We start from the raw sequence: 412 nt of genomic DNA on the forward strand, positions 1-412 counted from the left end.
GACTTTGTTTATGATGTGAGTGCAGACGAAGGCGATATTGATCTTGATGCTATAATTAAATGGTATCAAGAGTTACCAGTTGATACACCTATGAAAATGAGGGCCTATGCGGAAAGGCATCTTTCTTGGGACAGACAATGTGAAACGGTAATTTCTTATTTATCACAAGATAAATAAGAATCATAAGTGGCATTTTTAAGTTGTGATTATTAATTCCGGAATTCATTAAAATGGTAAATGGTTTGATAATTAAAAGAAATATATATGCTGTGATTGTGACATTTAATCCTGATATTGGTAATGTTAAGTGTTTAGTCAGCGAACTTCTAAAGCAAGATGTAACACCTGTTATTGTTGATAATGGTAGTTTGTCTAAGGAAGAAAGTAGTAATTTTTCTTCTCTCTGTACCTT

The 412-nt window shown here is 32.3% G+C and carries 1 pseudogene; it reads left to right on the forward strand.

From position 1 onward, the window contains the following. Positions 1 to 230: 230 nt before the first annotated feature. Positions 231 to 412, forward strand: a pseudogene (locus tag JHD74_RS26780) (hypothetical protein); the annotation flags it as partial.

Origin of the sequence: Serratia sp. ASV30 (assembly GCF_016428815.1) — a bacterium.
GTDB lineage: Bacteria > Pseudomonadota > Gammaproteobacteria > Enterobacterales > Enterobacteriaceae > Chania > Chania fonticola_C.